This window comes from Hyphomicrobiales bacterium, from assembly GCA_039989895.1.
GTDB lineage: Bacteria > Pseudomonadota > Alphaproteobacteria > Rhizobiales > JACESI01 > JACESI01.
On record JBDXGY010000004.1, the window covers coordinates 248236 to 269384 of the forward strand.

Annotated in this window: 20 protein-coding genes; 11 read left to right on the plus strand and 9 right to left on the minus strand. The window is 47.6% G+C overall.

The window, feature by feature from the left end; translation table 11 throughout:
* Positions 1 to 8 precede the first annotated feature (8 nt).
* The 10 genes from gap to ABJ081_04565 all read left to right on the plus strand — a co-directional run bounded on the left by gap (position 9) and on the right by ABJ081_04565 (position 10398).
* Entirely contained in the window at positions 9 to 1010 is a 1002-nt protein-coding gene (gene gap, locus ABJ081_04520) for a type I glyceraldehyde-3-phosphate dehydrogenase (protein MEP6355926.1), read from the plus strand.
* A gap of 283 nt (positions 1011 to 1293) precedes the next feature.
* Positions 1294 to 2487 (plus strand): phosphoglycerate kinase, encoded by a 1194-nt coding sequence (locus ABJ081_04525; GenBank protein MEP6355927.1) that lies wholly within the window; start codon positions 1294 to 1296, stop codon positions 2485 to 2487.
* Between the two features lie 143 nt (positions 2488 to 2630).
* Positions 2631 to 3698, plus strand: coding sequence for a class II fructose-bisphosphate aldolase (gene fbaA / locus ABJ081_04530; GenBank protein ID MEP6355928.1), 1068 nt, complete (start codon positions 2631 to 2633; stop codon positions 3696 to 3698).
* Positions 3699 to 3768: 70 nt separating this feature from the next.
* Positions 3769 to 4440 carry a thiamine phosphate synthase gene (locus ABJ081_04535; protein MEP6355929.1) on the plus strand — a complete coding sequence of 224 codons (672 nt, stop codon included), beginning with the start codon at positions 3769 to 3771 and terminating at the stop codon, positions 4438 to 4440.
* The gene (locus ABJ081_04540; protein ID MEP6355930.1) at positions 4430 to 5461 is read left to right on the plus strand and encodes an SEL1-like repeat protein; all 1032 of its coding nucleotides are present in this window, start codon (positions 4430 to 4432) and stop codon (positions 5459 to 5461) included. Before ABJ081_04535 ends, ABJ081_04540 begins: the two co-directional genes overlap by 11 nt.
* 90 nt (positions 5462 to 5551) lie before the next feature.
* Positions 5552 to 6115 (plus strand): elongation factor P, encoded by a 564-nt coding sequence (efp, locus tag ABJ081_04545; protein ID MEP6355931.1) that lies wholly within the window; start codon positions 5552 to 5554, stop codon positions 6113 to 6115.
* Between the two features lie 45 nt (positions 6116 to 6160).
* Positions 6161 to 6961 (plus strand): inositol monophosphatase family protein, encoded by an 801-nt coding sequence (locus tag ABJ081_04550; GenBank protein ID MEP6355932.1) that lies wholly within the window; start codon positions 6161 to 6163, stop codon positions 6959 to 6961.
* Positions 6962 to 7135: 174 nt separating this feature from the next.
* The gene (locus ABJ081_04555) at positions 7136 to 8125 is read left to right on the plus strand and encodes a flagellar motor protein MotA (protein ID MEP6355933.1); all 990 of its coding nucleotides are present in this window, start codon (positions 7136 to 7138) and stop codon (positions 8123 to 8125) included.
* A 12-nt stretch (positions 8126 to 8137) separates the two neighbouring features.
* The gene (locus tag ABJ081_04560; protein MEP6355934.1) at positions 8138 to 9169 is read left to right on the plus strand and encodes a peptidoglycan -binding protein; all 1032 of its coding nucleotides are present in this window, start codon (positions 8138 to 8140) and stop codon (positions 9167 to 9169) included.
* A 485-nt stretch (positions 9170 to 9654) separates the two neighbouring features.
* Complete coding sequence (locus ABJ081_04565) at positions 9655 to 10398, plus strand: hypothetical protein (protein ID MEP6355935.1); 744 nt, start codon at positions 9655 to 9657, stop codon at positions 10396 to 10398.
* 231 nt (positions 10399 to 10629) lie between these two features.
* Here ABJ081_04565 and ABJ081_04570 read toward each other — a convergent pair whose 3' ends face one another.
* From ABJ081_04570 to ABJ081_04600, 7 genes are all read right to left on the minus strand, one after another.
* Entirely contained in the window at positions 10630 to 11031 is a 402-nt protein-coding gene (locus tag ABJ081_04570; GenBank protein ID MEP6355936.1) for a WYL domain-containing protein, read from the minus strand.
* 46 nt (positions 11032 to 11077) lie between these two features.
* On the minus strand, positions 11078 to 12019 hold the full coding sequence (locus tag ABJ081_04575) for a metal ABC transporter permease (GenBank protein MEP6355937.1): 942 nt from the start codon (positions 12017 to 12019) through the stop codon (positions 11078 to 11080).
* On the minus strand, positions 12016 to 13245 hold the full coding sequence (locus ABJ081_04580; GenBank protein MEP6355938.1) for a metal ABC transporter permease: 1230 nt from the start codon (positions 13243 to 13245) through the stop codon (positions 12016 to 12018). The genes ABJ081_04575 and ABJ081_04580 overlap by 4 nt, the downstream gene beginning before the upstream one ends.
* A gap of 18 nt (positions 13246 to 13263) precedes the next feature.
* A complete protein-coding gene (locus ABJ081_04585) occupies positions 13264 to 14076 on the minus strand; it encodes a metal ABC transporter ATP-binding protein (GenBank protein ID MEP6355939.1) in 813 nt (270 codons plus the stop codon).
* A gap of 21 nt (positions 14077 to 14097) precedes the next feature.
* Positions 14098 to 15000, minus strand: coding sequence for a zinc ABC transporter substrate-binding protein (locus ABJ081_04590; protein ID MEP6355940.1), 903 nt, complete (start codon positions 14998 to 15000; stop codon positions 14098 to 14100).
* 239 nt (positions 15001 to 15239) lie between these two features.
* Complete coding sequence (locus ABJ081_04595; GenBank protein ID MEP6355941.1) at positions 15240 to 16028, minus strand: FadR/GntR family transcriptional regulator; 789 nt, start codon at positions 16026 to 16028, stop codon at positions 15240 to 15242.
* Between the two features lie 43 nt (positions 16029 to 16071).
* The gene (locus ABJ081_04600) at positions 16072 to 17316 is read right to left on the minus strand and encodes a glycosyltransferase (protein MEP6355942.1); all 1245 of its coding nucleotides are present in this window, start codon (positions 17314 to 17316) and stop codon (positions 16072 to 16074) included.
* Positions 17317 to 17575: 259 nt separating this feature from the next.
* Here ABJ081_04600 and ABJ081_04605 point away from each other — a divergent pair, with 259 nt between their 5' ends.
* Positions 17576 to 18631 carry a glycosyltransferase family 4 protein gene (locus ABJ081_04605; GenBank protein MEP6355943.1) on the plus strand — a complete coding sequence of 352 codons (1056 nt, stop codon included), beginning with the start codon at positions 17576 to 17578 and terminating at the stop codon, positions 18629 to 18631.
* Here the strand turns inward: ABJ081_04605 and ABJ081_04610 are convergent.
* Both ABJ081_04610 and ABJ081_04615 read right to left on the minus strand, forming a co-directional pair.
* Positions 18628 to 20154 carry a SpoIIE family protein phosphatase gene (locus tag ABJ081_04610; GenBank protein ID MEP6355944.1) on the minus strand — a complete coding sequence of 509 codons (1527 nt, stop codon included), beginning with the start codon at positions 20152 to 20154 and terminating at the stop codon, positions 18628 to 18630. The genes ABJ081_04605 and ABJ081_04610 overlap by 4 nt on opposite strands.
* Positions 20155 to 20163: 9 nt before the next feature.
* Positions 20164 to 21111: a glycosyltransferase family A protein gene (locus tag ABJ081_04615; protein ID MEP6355945.1), complete on the minus strand. Its 948-nt coding sequence runs from the start codon at positions 21109 to 21111 to the stop codon at positions 20164 to 20166.
* Between the last annotated feature and the right edge of the window lie 38 nt (positions 21112 to 21149).

Genomic DNA, 21149 nt, shown 5'->3' on the forward strand with positions numbered 1-21149 from the left:
GAAAAAACATGACAGTTAAAGTTGCAATTAATGGCTTTGGTCGCATTGGACGTAATATTTTGCGTGCGGTTGTTGAATCAGGCCGTACAGACATCGAAGTTGTTGCCATCAATGATCTTGGCCCTGTTGAAACAAATGCACACCTTGTGCGTTACGATTCTGTGCACGGTAAATTTCCTGGTACGGTCACCGTTGACGGAAACACGATCGATGTTGGCCGTGGCCCGATCCGCGTCACATCCATTCGTGACCCGCGCGAATTGCCTTGGGGTGATGTTGATATCGCCATGGAATGTACCGGCATTTTTGCGTCAAAAGACAAAGCAGCCATCCATCTTGAAAATGGTTCAAAAAAAGTTCTGATTTCAGCGCCCGGTGGCAGCGATGTAAAAACAATCGTTTATGGCGTCAACCATGATACATTGAACAGCGATGACAAAATTGTCTCAAACGCATCATGCACAACCAACTGCTTGTCTCCTGTCGCTCATGTCATTCAGAATAACTTCGGCATTGAGCGCGGCTATATGACAACAATCCACTCATATACTGGTGATCAGCCTACACTCGACACGATACACAGCGATCTTTATCGCGCCCGTGCAGCAGCCATGTCGATGATCCCCACATCAACCGGCGCAGCAAAAGCTGTTGGTCTTGTTCTTCCTGCCCTTGCTGGCAAGCTCGATGGCTCCTCCATCCGCGTCCCAACACCGAATGTTTCCGTGGTTGATCTGAAATTCATTCCATCGAAAAACGTGACCGCTGATGACATCAATAACGCGATCATCAAAGCCGCCGACAATGAACTGAATGGCATTTTAGGTTACACTGATGAGCCGCTCGTCAGCCAAGACTTCAATCATGACCCACGTTCATCAATCTTAGCGCTGGATCAAACAAAAGTGCTAGACGGCAATTTTGTGCGTATCTTGACTTGGTATGACAACGAATGGGGCTTCTCCAACCGCATGTCTGACACGGCAATTGCCATGGCTAAAAACGTATAAGCTAATTTGGAAAGTAACCATAAACAAAAGATCGCCAGCAGTGGCGGTCTTTTTATGGTATAAGCGTCATCGGTGGGATCATTCGTTGGGAGAATGACTATGCGAGACGGTATAGAAACTCTGTTTTTTGTATTTTTTATCTTATTTGGGCCACTTTTTGTTTTTGATTTAACTCTGAATCAAGGTAAAATGTGGCAACTAGTAGTAGATAAAACATTCATTGATGAAGCTTTTCACAACTTAGTGCGGCTTGTTTACTAGATTAATAAATTCAGGACTCTCAATGACGACCTTTAAGACTCTTGACGACATCAATGTCGTCAACAAACGTTGCCTTGTTCGCGTGGATATCAATGTGCCCATGGCAGATGGCAAGGTGACAGACAAAACCCGCATCGAGCGCGTTAAACCAACGATTGACTATATTTCTAAGAATGGTGGCAAAGTTATTTTGCTTGCCCATTTTGGTCGCCCTAAAGGTACAATTGTTACTGAAATGACCCTTGAACCGGTGGCACATGCATGTGCCCAGGTATTTGGCAAAACCGTCGCCTTCGCGTCAAACTGCGCCGGTGATTGCGCGGTTGACGCCATTTCAAAGATGGCAGACGGCGATATCCTCCTTCTAGAAAACACCCGTTTCCATGAAGGTGAAGAAAAAAACAACCCCGCATTTGCTAAAGAACTCGCAAATCTAGGCGATATTTTCGTGGCTGATGCCTTTTCCGCATCCCATCGTGCCCATGCATCCACAGTTGGAATTGCCGATCATTTGCCAACGGTCGCCGGTCGCACCATGCAGGCAGAGGTAGAGGCGCTTGAAGCAGCGCTTGCCAATCCACAACGCCCGGTGGTCGCCCTTGTTGGAGGTGCAAAAGTGTCCTCCAAAATCGACCTACTCGAAAACCTTGTATCGCGTGTTGATAGCCTCATCATTGGTGGCGGCATGGCAAACACATTTCTTGCAGCGCAAGGCATCGACGTCAGCAAATCACTTTGCGAACACGATCTAGCCCCCACTGCCCTGAAAATATTAGCAGCTGCCGACAAGGCAAACTGCCAAATTATTCTACCCGACGATGTGGTGGTTGCTAAAGAATTCGCGGCCAATGCTGCGAATGAGACCGTTGATGCACAAAATGTTCCCGCTGACACAATGATTCTGGATGCTGGCCCCAAAGCTGTGAAGCGCGTGAATGAAGTGATTGACAGCGCTAAAACGCTTGTCTGGAATGGCCCTCTTGGCGCCTTTGAGATGACACCATTTGACACGGCAACAGTAGCAGCAGCAAAACATGCCGCAAAACGCACAAAATCAGGTGACATCATGTCGGTTGCAGGCGGTGGTGATACAGTTGCAGCGCTTAATCACGCAGGCGTCGCACAAGATTTTTCTTATGTATCCACCGCAGGTGGTGCCTTCCTTGAATGGCTAGAAGGCAAAGCTTTGCCAGGCGTCGAGATTCTCCGCAATTAGATCTCCCAGCTAAATAATTACAGGCATGATTTGATAGGAATGGCACAACTGGCGTAGCCATGAAAAAAATCATTTTATTCAGGACTAAAATAAAATAAGCTGATACCAAGTAATAAAAAGCCAATAAGTTATGAGGAAATTAGATGAGCAAGATAAAACCCGGTGTGGTAACAGGCGAAGAATATGTGGCACTTGTAGAGGCCTGTAAAAGTGGTGGTTATGCATTGCCTGGCGTTAATATTTCCGACGTCAACACATTGAATGCAGCTTTAGAAGCCGCAGCTCAAACCAAATCAGACATAATCGTTCAAATGTCGAATGGCGGCGCTGGTTTCTTTGGTGGCCCATCCATCGGAACCATGGAAATGAAAGTAAAAGGCGCCGTTTCTGCCGCCCGTCACGTTCATATGATGGCCGAAGATTACGGCGTGGCAGTTGTGCTCCACACAGACCATGCCAACCGCAAACTACTGCCATGGGTTGATGGCATGATGGACTATAATGAAATTGCCAAGAAGGAAACCGGCAAGCCACTATATTCATCTCATATGATTGATCTGTCAGAAGAGCCATTGGAAGATAACATCGGCACATGCGCTGAATATCTCAAGCGCATGGCGCCTTGTGACATCAGCCTCGAAATCGAACTTGGTGTAACCGGCGGCGAAGAAGACGGCGTTGGTGCTGATCTAGAAGAAGGCGCTGATAATGCTCACCTTTACACACAGCCCGAAGACGTTCTCCAAGCTTATGATGCCTTAAAAGACATCGGACATTTCTCAGTCGCAGCCTCTTTTGGTAATGTGCACGGGGTCTATAAACCCGGCAATGTGAAACTGCGTCCCGAAATTTTGGTCAACTCGCAGAATATGGTCGCAAAAGAACGCAACACAGACTCAAGACCTCTACATCTGGTTTTCCATGGCGGCTCAGGTTCTGAGAAAGCGCAAATCGCAGAAGCGCTCACTTATGGTGTGTTCAAAATGAACATCGATACAGATACACAATTTGCCTGCGCAAAAGGTATCGGCGATTATGTAGATGCACATCCAACCGCCTTCAAACATCAAATTAGCCCGGAAACCGGCGCACCACAGAAGAAATTCTATGACCCGCGCAAATGGAACCGTGACATTCAAAAAAGCATGGTCACTCGCCTAGAGGAAGCTTTCCATGACCTGCAAAGCCATGGTAGATCAATCTGCAATTGAGTGCGATTAAGAGCTTATCCCTGATAACTAAATCTCAGGGATAGGCCCGCAAGACAAAAGCAGAGAACGTTTGGCAAAATCATCCCCAGAACCAGAAATATACCGCACGCGGGTGTTTTTAATCACACCTGCGGATTATGAACCTGTCTCATTTGCCCCCCTTCTCGACACGGTGCTCAGTGCAGGGGATGTGGCATCACTTCTCATTTTACCACCAACCAGCGGCAACTATCAGCTAGCTGCAGAACACCTAGTCCCCATTGCACAAAAACACGATGTGGCAGTGCTTTTGCACAATGACAGCCAACTGATGGGGCGAACCAATGCAGATGGTCTACATCTAGATGGCTCGCTTGATGAGATCGTTGCAACAGTCAAAGCACATGCAGGCCGCAACATCATGGGCGTTGCCAATATCAAAAATCGTCATGAGGCGATGGTTCTTGGTGAAGGCCCCGTTGATTATCTCTTCTTCGGCCGTCTTGATGGTGACAACGGTCCTGACATTTTTCCCAAAGCATTCAAACTAGCTGAATGGTGGGCTGCGGTCATGTCTGTGCCGGCTGTTGTGATGGGCGGTAACGCACTTGATAGCGTTACACAAGCGGGCAATGCCGGCATTGATTTTCTTGCTTTGCGCGATATCATATGGAAGTCTTCTACCCCTTCAAAAACCCTAAGTGAAGTGGATAAACTGCTTGATCAGGCCTTTGAAAACCGTAAATCACAATATGGTAGCTAACTCTGTCAAAAAAATAATTTTCATGGTTTTGGCTTGTTCAACGCTCGCATTCAATGCAGCCGTCGCACAAGATGCCGCAACCAGTGCTGATAAAAAACCAATCGTCACGCCAACAATTGAGCCAGCAACTGACACTGAAAAAAAACGCCTCGAAGAAACACGCAAGGCCATATCAAAAGCAGATGAGAACGCAGATATCGCTTATGGCTTTTACCAACGTGGGCTTTATCTATCAGCTCTAGACGCCGCAATCGATCTGGCGGAAAAAAATGACGCTGCAGCGCAAACGCTTCTAGGCGAACTTTATCGCGGCGGCCTTGGCGTGAGTCAAAATCTGGAAACCGCTTTATCATGGTATACTTTGGGCGCTGAGAACGGCAATCGCGAAGCGGCCTTCCAATTAGGCTTTATGTATCTCGACGGCATTGGCACGGAAAAAGACAGCGCCAAAGCCGCCAAATATTTCATGATTGCCGCAGACAAGGGCCACGTTCTAGGTCTTTATAATGTTGGTTTAATGCATCTTTCAGGTGATACGCTTGAAAGGAATTTTGACAAAGCAGCCCCCCTCTTATTGCAAGCAGCAAAAGAGGGTAATCACGATGCTCAATTCGCCATTGCCGAGCTATACCGCCAAGGTAAAGGCGTTTCGAAAGATGAAATTCTGGCCACACTCTATTACGGAAAAGCTGCGCGTGGTGGCCATGACACGGCTCAGCTTGAATATGCAAGCCGCCTTCTCACAGGTAACGGCATCGGTAAAAATGAAGATGATGCCGCTTTATGGTATGTAGGCACGGCGCATAGGGGTAATGCTATTGCCCAAAATCGGCTTGCACATCTGTATCGTGAAGGAAAAGGTGTGCCCCGCGATCCGGTTAATGCAGCAAGCTGGCATTTAATTTCTAAAAAACAAGGTTTCGAGGACGCTAAACTCGATAGTTTTGTGCAAGAATTGGACGCAGAAGCGCTTGAAATGGCTAAACGTAAAGCGCGTGATTGGAAGCCTTCACTGAATTAATATCGCTGCCCCTCAAAACGTCTATGGGCTTGCATAAAAGTGCCAATAATGGTTCAAGCGCAAAAGCGCTTATTCTTCAGGTATAAAATCATGAAAATCAACGGCAACGAAATTCGCCCCGGCAATGTTATTCAACATCAAGACACCATCTGGGTTGCAGTGAAAACACAACACGTAAAACCCGGCAAGGGTGGCGCATTTGCACAAATCGAGATGAAAAATCTGATCGATGGCCGCAAGCTAAATGAACGCTTCCGCGCAACCGAAACCGTTGAGCGTATCCGCCTTGAACAAAACGATTACCAGTTTTTATATGAACAAGGCGATGCGCTGGTTTTTATGGACACAACAAGTTATGAACAGCTTGAATTGCAAAAAGAATTCATTGGCGAACGCGCAGCCTTCCTGCAAGACGGCATGGAAGTAACGGTCGAAAGCCATGAGGGCCGCCCTATCGGCATTCAATTACCTGATCAAGTAACGCTGGAAATAACAGACACTGAACCTCATATCAAAGGCCAAACTGTTTCTTCATCTTATAAGCCTGCCCTGCTTGAAAACGGCGTGCGCACAAATGTGCCGCCTTTTGTCGGGGTCGGTGACAAAATTATCGTCGATACCAATGAAATTACTTATGTGAAGCGTGCCGAATAAGATATTAGTTCCGCAGTTCCGCTTTTTCACGAAAGGCTACTCCTTATGGCGCAACTCTCCGCGCTCTTGAATGTCATGGTTCAGGCCTCTTTGAAGGCCGGTCGCAAGTTAAAACGTGACTTCGGCGAAGTTGAAAACCTGCAGGTCTCCGTCAAAGGACCAGCCGATTTTGTTTCGTCTGCCGACAAAGAAGCAGAAAAAACACTGCACGAAGAACTTAAAAAAGCACGCCCAAAATGGGGTTTTCTGTTTGAAGAAGGTGGCGAGATTGAAGGCTATGACAAACAGCACCGCTGGATCATAGACCCTCTAGATGGCACAACAAATTTTTTACATGGCATCCCAAACTTTGCCATCTCCATTGCCGCTGAAAGTCAGGGTATCCTTCAAGCAGCTGTTGTTTATAACCCTATAACAGAAGAACTTTTTACAGCCGAACGCGGCCAAGGTGCTTATCTCAATGACCGCCGCTTACGCGTTGCAGGCCGCCGCAATCTTTCAAGCTGTGTGATCGCAACCGGCATTCCACATATTGGTCGTCCTGAACATGGTAAGTTTTTACTCGAATTAGCGCATCTCATGGGAGAAACTGCTGGCATACGCAGCATGGGTGCTGCCTCTCTTGATCTTGCCTATATCGCCGCTGGCCGCTTCGATGCATTTTGTCAGCGCGGACTAGGCCAGTGGGATATGGCAGCCGGCATGTTGCTCATCGCAGAAGCAGGAGGATATGTCAGTGATGTGGATGGCGGCAATAAAATCTTCGAAACAGGTAGCATTCTAGCCGGTAATGAGAGTATTCAAAAGAAACTGATAAGTGCTTTGAAAAAAGCAAAAACAAAATAATTATGTTTCAAAATCGGTAAAAATCACTCCATCGCCATTATCTAACCAAAAACTCGCGTTTCTTACATGTTAAAATCGCGAAGAAATAGTGACAACTGCCCCTCAAATATGCGGTACTTGAGGTAATGTAAGTAGCACCTTAGCGAAAACGCCGGCAGGGGAGAGCCAAAGACGATGGCAAGTGACTATGATCCATACAATATAGAACGTCCAAATAGCTATTTGATTATAATGGTTATTTTTCTGATTATCGTAGCCTTTGTTGCTTTGATACTCTATCGCGAGATTATCACCGCTTATAATGCGAACGTTGGCTTAAACACAATTATCGGGCTGACATTACTGTTTGGCATCATTTTATCCTTTGCCCAAATCGTTCGCCTTTATCCTGAAATCACTTGGGTTAACACATATCGTATTGATCGCGCTGCCATAGCAGTGCAACGAGGACCTAGATTGTTGGCACCTATGGCAACGCTTTTTGGTGATCAGTCAAATCAATCGAATATTTCCACACAGACCATGCGCTCTATACTGGATTCCATTGGACAACGTCTGGACGAAGGCCGTGATACATCCCGCTATCTAATTGGCCTGTTGGTTTTTCTGGGCCTTCTAGGCACCTTTTGGGGCCTACTTCAAACGGTGGGCGCGGTCGGTGCAACAATACAATCGCTTGATGTGACCTCCGGCGACTCATCGCTTATATTTGAAGACTTAAAAACAGGCCTTGAAGCCCCTCTATCGGGTATGGGCACTGCATTCTCATCATCTCTATTCGGTCTTTCAGGATCGCTGGTACTCGGTTTTCTAGACTTGCAATCCGGTCATGCTCAAAACCGCTTTTACAACAACTTGGAAGATTGGCTTTCAACCTTCACAGATGTTCAAACCGATACGGATGATGGGAGCAGCACACCTGCAACGCAGCAACTTACACCGGCCATGGACCGTTTGACGCGCATCCTCGCTGCAGGCAACCGCTCGCAAGAGGATGCCCAAAACCAAAACACCGAAGCAACATCTAATCTGGCGGAAGGCATCCAAGGCCTTGTTCAAAATATGCGATCAGAACAACAGTTGGTCCGCAATTGGATGGAAGCGCAAAGCGAACAGCAAAGCAAGATCAAAGACCTGCTCGAGCACCTCAACAAAAAGCCATAGGATCATATTAGCATGGCGCTTGGACGATACAGACGCACAGAACAACGGGCTGACTATTGGCCAGGCTTCGTTGATGCCATGGCAACCCTGTTGCTCGTCATGATCTTTTTGTTGTCTGTTTTCATGTTGGCGCAATTCTTTCTCAGCCAAGAAATCAGCGGCAAAGACACAGTTTTAAATCGGCTCAACAATCAAATCGCTGAATTGACCGAACTTTTGGCTTTAGAACGCTCCAGCGCTGCAAATTTAAACGATACGGTGGTCGACTTGCGCGCAGGCTTAACAAGCCTTGAGGCCGACAACCAACGCCTTGAAGCGCTTCTTTCAACCGGCAGCGGCAATCAGGTCACAGCGGAAGACCGCATCAATAAACTCAATGAAACATTAGACTCCGAAAAAGCCGTCTCAGCCCGTGCCCTTAGCCAAGTTGAGCTTTTAAACAAACAAATATCGGCCCTTCGTCGTCAAATCGCAGCACTGGAAGATGCGCTTGATGCCTCAGAAAACCGCGATCGTGAAAGCCAAACGAAAATTGCAGATCTTGGCAAACGGCTGAATGTCGCCTTAGCGCAAAAGGTGCAAGAATTATCACGCTTCCGTTCTGATTTCTTTGGACGTCTGCGCGAAATATTGAGCCAGCGCTCCGATATCCGAGTGGTCGGCGACCGCTTTGTTTTCCAATCAGAAGTTCTCTTTGGCTCCGGCTCCGACCAAATCGGTGCCTTGGGCGAAACAGAACTCGATAAACTCGCAAGCGCTATTATTGAGCTTGAGGGTGAAATTCCATCAGAAATTAACTGGGTGCTGCGAATTGACGGCCACACCGACAATATCCCTCTTACCGGCGTTGGTCGCCTGCGCGATAACTGGGATCTATCTGCCGCTCGCGCCATTTCCGTGGTCCAATATCTCGCCTCAAAAGGGGTATCACCAGAGCGACTGGTGGCCGCAGGTTTTGGCGAATTTCAGCCCTTGGATACAGCCGACACCGATGACGCAAGAAACCGCAACCGCCGCATCGAGTTGAAGCTAACCGAGAGATAAGCAGCGAAAGCCGCCTCGTCTTCATTGGCCGCAATCTGAACGAGATCATACTAAAAGAAAGCTTCACCGCCTGCACGCAGTGAGGTGGGGGGAATAATTTAGCTTCGAATTCACATTAGTTATTGATGCTTCTTACGGTCCATTGCTGCCGTTTGGACTTAAATCAGTTGTTGCCGTGGGGCTTCCTAAAAACTGCCATTCGTTTTCCTGAATACGTAGCTGCACCAAACTTTGACAGTGCGGGCGTAACTGCCATTCAAAGTTGATTTATGAAACGAGTTAGGCCAAGTTTTGCCATAAGCAGTTATTAGTTGAGAATATATTTCATGTCTTTACCAAACCTGTGATGGTTTTAGGCATGCCGATCAAACGCGCTACAATTTAATGTTGAAATATCAACCAATCGGTTATTTTAAATATGCGGACCAACATTGTATAAGTATTTTTAAATTACAATTTTCGCTCAATAAGGCATTTCTATCCTAATGAACAACCGCAAATTTTCGATAGATGAAATTGTCATAAAGGCAATTAAGAACACCTTTCCTGATATGACTGTACCAGACGAAAACAACTTCATTTCAAAGGGCAAACAATACAAAGCCCCAGATCATTCTTGCTGGAGTGGAAAAATTTTAATTGAAAGGAAATCTCTCAATCCAAAAACCGATACTCGGATTGGAGAAAAAGTTTTAAAAATTGCGGAAAAACAAGGGAAGGAATTTGTCGCTTTTGGCCAGTTTAATGTTCGCAAGATTGTTCAACAGCTGCCCGATCCCGCACAAGCAAACCGTGAGTTGACCGACTACGGTCACCGTAGATTGGAAGAAAGGTTAAGGGAAACTGACAAAAAATTCGAGGATTATGCCAAACATCAAATTGAACCGCAGTCCATCAACATCCTCATTGTATCTGATCATTCAGAGATTGAGGGCAATACAGATTCGACTGAATATTATATTGGTCGACGAATGGGCGGCTTGCAGAAAAGCGACGAAATTGCACCAAATGTACACGCCGTTTTTTATATCAAACATCCTAACTATGTCTGGGATAGGAAAGACAGTTATTGGTTTTTAAGCTTGTCTCGGGAAAGTTTAGGTAGTCATATGAATGAATTAATTGATAGCCTTGCTAATAACATTCACGATCAAATCAAGACCTTCCCAAATTTTTGGCCTGAAAATCTTGTTTTTACCAAAGGGAAATTACGACACCGTCTTATTTAGAATTTACGCGCAAGTGACCTTTGGGCTTTGATGTCTGACGTCAGCGCCTATGGGCTCAAAGCAGAAATTGTAGGCACCTTGCAGACGAGAACTTTGAATGTCAGCTTGGGAACATTACAATGTAAACTTGTGCACTGCCGCCAATGTCCGCAATCCACCCTTAAAAGACATTGAAGTAAATTTCATTGGGCAGTTTCGTCCCCTTAGCTGAAGTTCAGCGCCTGCCCCACCCTACTCGCAAATATTCTCTTTGATAAAGCAGTTTGTGCCGATGCAGCCTTTCCAGCCTTCGGCTTTGATTGATTGCGATTTTTCATTGAATTCACCGTCAATAATCTTCACTGACTTAATTTTATCAAATCTGAAAATCCGTTTGGAGGCGTAGTCTCGGCCCTTTGTGCAGCCACGACTTTGCCAGCCATGCATGTATAATTTGCCGTTATGGCCGACGGCGACTTGGTGCACATCGACAAGGCGGGGGAGACATCCTTTGCTGGCGTCTTTGTCATAGACAATCTCGGCAACTTGATTGGTTTTTGCCGCCTCACAGAGCGGGGCTTTATGTGTCGATTGGGCTTGCGCCGATGTCGACAAACTTAAAACCAATGCAATCCCGATATATCTTGCTTTCATGACGCAGCTCCTCAAATGATCTCTAGCCGCTTAATCTCAGCCACATTTATATTTTAATATTTTTAAGACGTTTCGCCCGATTAAACAACGCGCCATATTTCGGCGCGAAGATCATGGCGATAACCTGCAATAATCCTGCAACCAGCGCGATCATTCCAGCAGCCGAAACGCTGTCTTCTCCGCCCAGCCATATCGGGCCGAAGGCTGCCAGCACATAGCCCGCGATGCCGCTTATCACCGACACGCCAGCACTCAACCACAGCTGCGTTGAAAGCCGATCGGTCAACATGCGCGCGGTCGCTGCCGGACAGATAAACATCGCGATCACCAAAATAGACCCCACCGCCGCAAAAGCCGCAACCGCTGCAAGCGCTGTCATGAAAACAAGGCCAAAGCCCATCGCTCGGGATGAAATGCCAATGCTGTCGGCATGGGCCGCATCGAAGCTCGTGATCATCAGCTCCTTATAAAAAGCAAGCACGAATAAAATCACCAAGGCCGTCACACCAAGCAGCCGCCACACCGCATCGGGTAGGCCCATTAAAGCGCTCACATTCCACAAATCAGAGACGCTAAAAGCATCAAGCCAGATAGCGCTTTCAAGATTGCCATAAAGCGCATGTTCAACATCGAAGTGCACACCGCGCGCGCCGCTTTGCTCTAACATCACAACGCCTGCCGCAAACATGGTCGTGAAGACAACACCCATCGCAGCGCCTGTCTCTACGCGCCCTGCCCGTCTAATCATTTCAATCAAACTCACCGCCACAAGCGCCGCCACAAGCGCGCCCAACATCATCGGCCATGTCGAGGCCACACCGGTGATTAAAAACCCCGCCACGATGCCCGGCAGCACAACATGGCTGATCGTGTCGCCCATCAAAGCTTGTTTGCGAAGCACCAGAAAATTACCCAAAAGCCCACAAGAAAGCGCGGCCAATGTGCCCAGCAAAATCGAGGGAAAATCAAGTTGCAGAAATTCGATCATCGGCGCGCCCCCGATACCACAATCGGCGCAAGCTCGCTTTGCAGAGAGGCGATCAAATCAGCTGGCAGAACCTCTTCAATCGGGCGCAACGACCAATCATCAAGCGTCATGGCTTCTGTCGGATAAGTGCGCCGATAGGCATTCCAAAGCGCTTGGTCACGGGCCATCTTCTGTGCCGCTTCAATTCCTTTAGGCGTTGGCTCACCATCAGCTCGCAAATATCCCTCACTCAACAACATGCGCCGCGTTAAGGGATCAAAAATCGGCTCCGCGCGCGCCACAGCCAAAAGCCCCTGACGCTGGTGGATAACTTTCTGAAACAACATATGACGAAACGCATAGGCCAGAACACCGCGATGCGGCGCGCACAACAGCGACAATAAAAAGACCGAAAACAAGGTGAGCACAATCAAGCCGCCTGTTGGAAGGTCTGCAGCAAGAGAAGAAAGCGCCGCCCCCACATAAGACCCAATGCCACCAATAGCGGCAGAGATCAAAACCATCGGGCCAACGCGGTCTGTCCAAAAACGCGCCGCAACCGGCGGAATGATCGTGAGCGCAATGACGAGCACAAGGCCGACGGTTTTTAGCCCAATGACAACAATCGCCAAAAGCAGCAGCAGCAAAAGGCGATCAAGCCCCGCAACATTCATGCCCCGCGCTTTTGCAAAAGACGGATCGAAACAAAGCAGCGTGAAATCTTTTAGCTTCACCATCAAAGCAAGGCCGACAAGCACAGAGGCCACCGCAATCATGATCGCATCAAAGCGCACAAGCCCCGCCGTTGATCCCAAAATAAAATCAGAAAGCCCCGCCTGTCCGCCCGTATTCATCGACTGGATAAGGGTGAGCAAAACAATGCCAAGCGCAAAGAAAGTTGAGAGCACCGTGCCGATCGCTGCATCTTCGCTAAGCCGTGTGTAGCGGGTCATCCATTCCACCGCCAGAACACCGACACCCGCGCTCATCGCCGCTCCCAGCAACAACAGCCACAAAGAACGCCCATCGCCCAAGAGCCAACTGCCCAGCATGAAGGCAAGCGCAATACCCGGTAAGGTCGCATGGCTGATGGCATCGCTGACAAGCGAACGCTTTCGCAACAAGACAAAGACACCAATTGCCCCCGCACCAGCACCCAATAGCCCCGCACCCGTGAGCACAAGAGACGTATTATAGCCCGCCTGAAATGTTAGCGCAGTCCATAAAGCAGTGAGAAAATCAAACATGACGATCAGACACGAAGGTCAAACATGGCGTGCAACAGCCGCGCCACCAACAGGCTCCGCCTGACGCGCACCGAGGCGACCAGAATATGTCCTGCGAACAGCCTCATCGCTCATCACCTGATCAATCGACCCATTGGCCACAACCTGCTTGTTGAGAAGCAGTACATCATCAAACATCGTGCGAACGGTATCAAGATCATGGTGCACCACGACCACGCATTTACCCTCATTAGCCAGTCTTTTAAGCGTCTTTAAAATCACCGCTTCTGTAGCCGCATCAACGCCGGCAAATGGCTCATCCATCAAATAAACATCGGCACCTTGGGCCAAGGCTCTTGCCATGAACACACGCTGCTGCTGCCCACCGGAAAGCTGGCCAATTTGGCGATTGGAAAAATCTTTCATATCCACCATTTCAAGACACTCAAGCGCCTTTTGACGGTGTTTTTTCCCCGGCCAGCGCAGCCAGCCTATATCCTTATAAAGTCCCATCATCACCACATCGAGCGCGGTGGCAGGAAAGTCCCAATCAACGGCTGCCCGCTGCGGCATATAAGCGACTTTAGCGCGCTTGTGTGCCAACGCCTCACCCAACACAAGTGTTTGGCCGGTGATTGAAGGAATAAGATTGAGAGCAGCTTTTAAGAGTGTCGATTTGCCAGCACCATTGGGCCCGACAATCGCCGTGATAACACCTGCACGAGCAGAAAAAGAAACATCCCACAACACAGGCTTGCGGTCATAAGCAACAGTTAGCCCTGCCACATCAAAAGCAACCGCTTGATGCGATGCGGCGTCAATTTCAACTGTCTTCAATACCTGCTCAACCATTACCTAGACCTAACTCTACGCTCAACTGTGAGGTGATAATTGCCCCGTCACACCCTTTGCCAAGGCATTACCCCCGAGACCACGTGCAATTGTCGTCGCATTATGATCAATCATACCAATATAAGTGCCCTCAAAAGTGCCTTCTTTGCCCATCGCGTCTGAAAAAAGCGTGCCACCGATGCTCACACTATGTCCACGCGCCTGTGCCCCTTCGATCAAGGCTTTGACATTTTGCTTTGAAACAGAACTTTCAACGAAGACCGCATTGATATTGCGCGCAACAAGCAGAGACACCATTGTCTCAATACGCTGTAATCCCGCTTCGCTTTCCGTCGAAAGTCCTTGGATGCCAATCACATCAACATCAAAGGCGCGACCGAAATAACCAAAGGCATCGTGAGCGGTAATCAGCACACGTTTTTCTGCTGGCACAGATTTAAGCGTCGCTTCCACTTTATCATTGAGATCACGAATGATCATTTCATAGGATTGCGCGTTCTTGATAAAATCACTTTTCTTTTCAGGTGCTGCTTTAATCAAAGCATCGCGCACAATGCCAATCGTGTCCGCCCACAAAGATGGGTCCATCCACACATGCGGATCATAACGGCCTGAAAAACCTTTCGCCTCAATCAGCGTCGCTTTATCAAGCTGGTCTGCCACCATGACAACCTGCTTGCGTGTGCCAAGCTTATGCAACAAGTCATCAAGCTGTGCTTCAAGGTGCAATCCACTTGCAAAGATCACATCAGCACGGCTTAAAAGACTGACATCGGAGCGGGTTTGACGATAAGAATGCGGGTCAACACCTGATCCCATCAGCGTCGTGACATCGACATCATCCCCGCCAACCGCTCGCACAACATCAGCCACCATGCCCACAGTGACAACAGCCTTTAAGGGCGCTGCCGATGCTGAAGACACCGCCAACAAAGCTACTAAACCTATGAAAAATCTATATATATTCTGATATACCGACTGACGCACGAAACCAAATAACCCACTTTGTTGCGAATAGTTCTCAACTATATTGCGAATAATTCGCAATTGCAACAAATTAAATAATTTCATTGGCTGAGCTAATGAGAGAGCTTAATGCTCAATTCGCATTACTGAAAGGCAAGAATAGGGTGAAGAGAAATCAAACCAGAATTGGAGTGCATTCATTCTCTATTATCTTTCTCTTCGCCTTCAAAATAATCCGCATAGGCAGGCTTAGATAAAGCCAAAACACTAAGGGCTGCACGGCGGGCTTCACCGGGATTGCGTGCTTTAATGGCATCGACAATGCGGCGATGTTTTTGGAGAGCAAAAGGCGGGTCCTCATCACTAGCCTGCTCGGCAAGCGACATGCGCGCCATGATCGCAGCATCAAAAAGCAACCCAAAACGTTCAAACACCCAATTGCCGCTGGCTGAAAGAATACTGCGATGAAAAGCAATATCTGCGCTCATTCGCTCATTCGGTGTCACGCCGCTCTCTCGAGAAACTAGGCTTGCTAGTTGCTCGTAACAAGCTTCTATATGGGCAATATCAGATGGGCTCGCGCGCGCTGCAGTCATCGCCGTCACTTCCGGCTCAATCAGCCCACGCGCTTCTGTCAATGATTCATAAAATTCCGCATCAAGTCCATGCACGAGCAGCACCTTCAGCACAATTGGATTAAACTGATCCCATTTGTCACGCGGTTGCACCCGTGCACCCACGCGTGGGCCAGTCGCGATCAATCCCAAATTGACAAGGTCTTGAATAACTTCTCGAATAACCGTTCGGCTCACACCAAATTCTTCGACAAGCTCTTGTTCTGTAGGCAAATATCCATCTAAGAAAAACGTGCCACAGGCAATCCGCTCAACCAATTCGCTAACCACCGGCTCACGGTGACGCTTTTTATTCTTGCGGATGGGGTGCTCCGCCTCATCTTCCAGCATCAGTAACCGATCGAATGACATGATCTAAAACCTCTGGCATCATCAGAAAAACTATTTTCTGATCCTAGCTTGCAAGTTTAAGATCCGCCACTTCATTTTGCAGGCCAACTGCAACGGGGCTGCCTGTTAGGTGGCGTGCATAGACAGCATCGACGGTTTCATACATTCTTTGCACCGTAAACTGCTCAAGAATCTGGTCTCGTAAAGTATCAGCAAGTTTTTGTGCATCTTTTGGGTGTTGCAAGTTCACAATCATTGATGTTGCAATCATATTGGCATCCCCTGGCGGGATTAAATGATGAGAATGTGAACCATAGATTTCCGGAACACCGCCAACGCTTGTCACCAAGGTTGGCAGACCCGCGCCGATTGCTTCCAAAACAATATAGGGCATAGCCTCCGCACGTGATGGCACCACAAGATTACGGCCCCGCGCAAAAGCTTCGCGAATAGGCATTGGATCTCGAAATGAAATCGCTTTTTCCAGTCCACGACGGCTTACTTCAGCCTTATAGCGCTCAAGGTCTTCTCCATCGCCAATCATTTCAGCCGTAACAGGACGCCCCAATCGGGCACTCGCAATTTGCACCGCATCTATGAAAAGGTCAGACCCTTTCAAATCGCGCATGTGGCCTGCATAAATAAAATCGACACAATCCGCATCATGCCTTATCGGTTCAAACTCAGGCTGCGTCAAACCATTGTAAGCGATGGACCAAGGTCGTCTTAATTGACCAATTTTGCGGGTAAAAGCAGCAACTTCAAAACCTGCAACAAAAACAAACTCAGATGTGAAATGTTCCAAAAACCGTTCAAGAGCGAAATAAACGCGGCCTTGCGGTGATTTTGGGCTGTAATGCAAGCTACCCCCATGAGGTGAATAGACTGACACAACTTTTGAACCGCCTTCGCGCTGTCTTTGTTTGGACAGAAAATAGGCGGCTAGGCGACCATAAGCCCCACCTTTAGCGCCATGGCAATGCACCACGTCGACATCAACATCTTTCAACAAATTAAAAATCGTCTTGGTCATTGTTATGTCTGATAAACTCACGCTACGGCTCATAGGTAACTGCGCGAAACCAAGCGCCATATAAGGTTTTAAGGCCTCAAGCTTATCAGCTTCAAACTGTCCACCAGTCAGTGAATCACATATCAAACCAACCTGATGACCATTCTCACTTTGATGACGAATAAGATCTGCAATATGCCGAAAAATACCGCCAACAGTCGAGCGCACACAGTGCACAATCACCAGGGACTTGTCCCCGCTCGGCCGTTTTTTATCAGAATTTAATTTTTTCATCATTACTCAAAACCAAATAATTTGATGATTAAATTAGCATATGGCAATTAACAATCGATCAGAAAGCGCTTAAAAAACCGATAAATACTATCTATGGTTAATTAAATCACCCTAAATACTAAGTTTTATTATTTACAATTAATTAACCTAAAAAGTTAATTCGTCCTAATCGATAAAAAAATGCACATTAATGATTATTGCTTATATTTTATTAGAGCTTGAGTGTTGAAATACTTATCAAAGAAAATTTCTAGAGCGCGCTATGACAACCATCAACCAACCAACGATATGGCAACTTATAGATTCAAGCACCATTGGCGGCATTGAACGTCATATTGAAATGTTAGCCGGTGGCTTGCAGTATACTGGCTACAATTGTGTAGTGATGCTTTATGATGATCACGGTAAAAACCCGTGGTTTAAACAGTTGGAAGCAGCGCACATTCCGTATCATGTTCTTGGAGGCACAACGCGCGATCTCTACAAGGCCATCAAATCTAAAAAACCTGATCTCATTCATACACATGGGTATAAAGCCGGTATTTTGGGTCGCGCGGCGGCGCGGCTATCAAAGACACCTGTGGTCTCTACTTTTCACTCTGGCGAACGAGGCGCGTTTCCTGTTTCAATGTATCAATATCTTGATGAGATGAGCGCCTTCCTCGCACCTGCCATTGCTGTCAGCAAACCCATCCTTAAAAAATTACCACTTGGCAGTGACTTAATGCATAATTTTGTCACCATGCCGGCATGCGCCTCTGATGTGACTAGCCCTAATAGCCGGATTGGATTTGTCGGGCGTTTCAGCCCTGAAAAGGGGCCGGATCATTTTTGTGCTCTGGCGAAAGGCCTTTGTGATATGCCCGAATTTGAGCGCGTTTCATGGCATGCCTACGGCGATGGCCCTATGTTGGCTGACCTCAAAAAATCTTCAAGCGATCACGTCACCTTCCATGGCATGCAAACCGATATGACCGATATCTGGCCGACCCTTGATCTACTTGTTATTCCATCACGTGCAGAAGGACTGCCTCTTGCAGCCCTTGAAGCCTTTTCCCATGGCATCCCCGTAGTCGCAGCCAAACTTGGCGCACTACCTGATGTTATAAAACATGGTGACACTGGCTGGCTGTTCAAGGCTGGCGACATGGAAACAGCCACACGCCATATCACGCAATGGGTCGATAAGAGCACGACACAAAAGACCGCCATGTTCACGGCATGCCGTGAAACAATTCGCAACAATTTTCTTGTTGAATCCAGATTAGAAAAACTATTTCAAATCTATAAAAAATCAGGCTTTAAAGCAGCGGCTTAATTCTGAGACATTTCCAACGCAATCAAAGTCCAGTCATCTTCCGGTTCCGGCCCAACAACATTTTGAATCGCCTTAACATAAGCCGCCATACCCTCATCCATGGATAAATCAGCTGCCGTAGTAAAGGCGGAAGAGAGCCAATCAGGCAGTTTTTCTCCAGCTGAAAGTCCAATAGGGTCAAGTCCATCGGTGAAACAAACCAAGCGCTCACCAGCGCATAACCTCAATGACTGGCATTCATAATCCGCATCAACCGCAAAGCCGGGCAGCGGTCCATGAACATCTATTTGTTGTGTAGCTTTTTTGCCGACGCGAACAGGGGGCGGATGACCGGCAGAAGAAATTTCAATGCCGCCTTCTTCAAGTAAATCAATCACAAGCATCGTTGCAATGAGCTGGCCCAATGTCACATCAGCATAGAGAGCTTTTGAAATTTGCGTCAAAAACACGTCGGGCGCACAATCGGGGTTTTGTGCATGGATCGCGCGTGCAATCGCAGCCAAGGCAATCGCACCAGAATGCGCCCCAAGACCATGACCCATCACATCCATCAAAATCACACGGTCACGGTTTTCACCATTCAAATGTAACACCGCATCCCCACTGCCAAGATCGGCAACCTTGCTATGATGGCCAAGATGAAAATGTCGTAAATTCGAGGGCATAACCGGCGTCAAAAGCTTGGACGCTGCTGCCGCAAAATGCCTGAAGTGCGATGCACGTCGCCGCTCAGCGCGCCCCATTGATAGCCTAATATTATCGTGAAGCTCTTGTTTTGAAACAGGCTTTTGCAAACAAGCTTCAACGCCAATCTCCAGCATCTCGCGCTGTACATCTGGATTACGGTCACCTGTAATCAAAATCACAGGAACGGGCAAACGGTCAGGATAAAGCTCCATTGTTTCCGCAAGCGTGCGCCCTGTGCCGTCAGCCAAATGATAATCAGCCACCACCAGATCAACTGGCGTGTGATCAAGGGTTGCAAGCGCCTCTTCGACACTATCCGCAATGATTGTCTTATAGGTAGGATAAAGGCCAAGCGCATATGTCTCGGCCAGCACGCGCTCATCTTCAACGATTAAAACAGCTGGTTGTCGTTTGTTTAGATCACGCCAGATAATGAAATGATTTGGCGGGCCTGCCTGATAGTTGACGCTATCAGCAAAATCACGCACCAGTCCTATGCCTCGTCCAGAGGCCGTCAGCGCAGAATTCAGCCCCTTAATTTCTGTCATCTTAGGCAGTGAACTGGCATATTTTTCATCAAAGCCAGTAAACGGTGATGCATCATCTATGATTTCAAGCCCTACCTGTGCCCCGCGAATGCGCACTTTGATCTCAAACTGTGTAGGTTTTTGCTCGCTATGCTCAATCGAATTGACTGCAATTTCACTGAGCAAAACCTGCAAGTCGGCAACCACCTCATCAGACAAGCGAATTTCCGTCAGCGCATGGCGCAAAGCACGCCGTACCAAAGAGACATCTTTTAGTGTTGCCGGACATGTTTCTTGAAATAGTTGCATTGTTGACCCTCAAGCCGCTTTATTCAGACCAAGACTATTTTTGACGCCATCAGCCACACTATGACCCGCAGCCCATAAAGAGCGCTTGCTGGGTTTTTTAATTATTGCATCAAGGTAATGACGTATCGCATACCAATTGCGTCCACATTCATGATCGAACTCAGCGCGCGCTACAGCAATATTAGCATCCGCCATGCGCACCGCTTTTTTAATTTCCAATTCATCGCGCGTACGATAACGATCAACGATTTCAACCATCGCATCAATGCGATCTTGGCGGTTTTTTGTGATCGATCCTGGTCGCATTAAATAGTGCATACCTACTTCAGGAGAAACACCAACCGGTGCCATTTTTGCCAGCTTTAGCCACATGTCCCAGTCTGTTGCAGATTGCAAATTTGTCGCAAAACCGTTTGCATTTTGCAAATATTCGCGTTTTGCAACAACAGCTGAGGTGCCAACAATATTATGACACAACAAGAGTGATTCGGCTTGCGGCATGGTTTCATAACCCTTCTGCCGACGTGACAAATAATCTAATCCCCAATACTCAAAACAGGTCACAGGAATACTCTCATCCGGTGTAAAGAAACTGTAATCTGAAAAAGAGAGGCCCGCATCAGGGTAGCACTTATGGAAGTGAAGCTGACGGGCAAGCTTGCCTTTTGGCCAAAGGTCATCGGCATCAAGAAAAGCTATATAACGGGCCTTTGCCTGCTCAATCGCGAGATTACGCGCCCGACCCGGGCCTATGCTATCTGATTGTAATACAATAAAATTTTTATCTTTTTGCGCACATTGCGCAAGAAATTTATCGCTGCCATCAGTTGAACCGTCATCAACAACGATAATCTCAATTCCTTCAACATCCTGCTCGTAAATCGTCGGGATAGAACGTTTCAAATACTCTAAGCAATCGCGGGTTGGCATCACCACGCTACAAATCGGCTGTTCCATCACACATCCTTTTTTCATCTTCAAATTCCGCCAAAAAT

Bases quoted from the DNA above. Each gene is read 5' to 3' on its own strand.
- ABJ081_04575 (MEP6355937.1), bottom strand. From the start codon at position 12,019: ATGATCGAATTTCTGCAACTTGATTTTCCCTCGATTTTGCTGGGCACA.
- ABJ081_04585 (MEP6355939.1), bottom strand. From the start codon at position 14,076: ATGGTTGAGCAGGTATTGAAGACAGTTGAAATTGACGCCGCATCGCAT.
- gap (MEP6355926.1), top strand. From the start codon at position 9: ATGACAGTTAAAGTTGCAATTAATGGCTTTGGTCGCATTGGACGTAAT.
- ABJ081_04605 (MEP6355943.1), top strand. From the start codon at position 17,576: ATGACAACCATCAACCAACCAACGATATGGCAACTTATAGATTCAAGC.
- ABJ081_04580 (MEP6355938.1), bottom strand. From the start codon at position 13,245: ATGTTTGATTTTCTCACTGCTTTATGGACTGCGCTAACATTTCAGGCG.
- ABJ081_04570 (MEP6355936.1), bottom strand. From the start codon at position 11,031: ATGAAAGCAAGATATATCGGGATTGCATTGGTTTTAAGTTTGTCGACA.
- ABJ081_04610 (MEP6355944.1), bottom strand. From the start codon at position 20,154: ATGCAACTATTTCAAGAAACATGTCCGGCAACACTAAAAGATGTCTCT.
- ABJ081_04565 (MEP6355935.1), top strand. From the start codon at position 9,655: ATGAACAACCGCAAATTTTCGATAGATGAAATTGTCATAAAGGCAATT.
- ABJ081_04600 (MEP6355942.1), bottom strand. From the start codon at position 17,316: ATGATGAAAAAATTAAATTCTGATAAAAAACGGCCGAGCGGGGACAAG.
- fbaA (MEP6355928.1), top strand. From the start codon at position 2,631: ATGAGCAAGATAAAACCCGGTGTGGTAACAGGCGAAGAATATGTGGCA.
- efp (MEP6355931.1), top strand. From the start codon at position 5,552: ATGAAAATCAACGGCAACGAAATTCGCCCCGGCAATGTTATTCAACAT.
- ABJ081_04595 (MEP6355941.1), bottom strand. From the start codon at position 16,028: ATGTCATTCGATCGGTTACTGATGCTGGAAGATGAGGCGGAGCACCCC.
- ABJ081_04550 (MEP6355932.1), top strand. From the start codon at position 6,161: ATGGCGCAACTCTCCGCGCTCTTGAATGTCATGGTTCAGGCCTCTTTG.
- ABJ081_04555 (MEP6355933.1), top strand. From the start codon at position 7,136: ATGGCAAGTGACTATGATCCATACAATATAGAACGTCCAAATAGCTAT.
- ABJ081_04540 (MEP6355930.1), top strand. From the start codon at position 4,430: ATGGTAGCTAACTCTGTCAAAAAAATAATTTTCATGGTTTTGGCTTGT.
- ABJ081_04560 (MEP6355934.1), top strand. From the start codon at position 8,138: ATGGCGCTTGGACGATACAGACGCACAGAACAACGGGCTGACTATTGG.
- ABJ081_04525 (MEP6355927.1), top strand. From the start codon at position 1,294: ATGACGACCTTTAAGACTCTTGACGACATCAATGTCGTCAACAAACGT.
- ABJ081_04615 (MEP6355945.1), bottom strand. From the start codon at position 21,111: ATGGAACAGCCGATTTGTAGCGTGGTGATGCCAACCCGCGATTGCTTA.